Genomic DNA, 255 nt, shown 5'->3' on the forward strand with positions numbered 1-255 from the left:
CGATGTAGACAAATATCCTCAAGTACTTGGCATCGATCGATCCCCTAATCACTCGATCAACTCGCGCGTTCATTACGATCGTCTGGTTGCCACGCGCGTCGCCTACTTGCGTCTCGTCATAGATCGTCGCTTCTATGACGACCGGTGCGTCGATGTCGGTCGGGACGTGCTCGAATACGATCCCGCGTTCGAAGCTTGGCCCCAGACAGGCAAATGCGCTGGTGCAAAGGGTGCAACAGGCAGCCAGAGAAACCG

At 56.1% G+C, this 255-nt stretch carries 1 protein-coding gene; it reads right to left on the reverse strand.

Annotated features, from left to right (window positions below; genetic code table 11):
• On the reverse strand, positions 1-255 hold a 255-nt coding region (locus tag FNJ47_RS50770; RefSeq protein WP_206685426.1), incomplete at both ends, for a hypothetical protein.

Source organism: Bradyrhizobium uaiense (assembly GCF_010811875.1).
Classification (GTDB): Bacteria; Pseudomonadota; Alphaproteobacteria; order Rhizobiales; family Xanthobacteraceae; genus Bradyrhizobium; species Bradyrhizobium uaiense.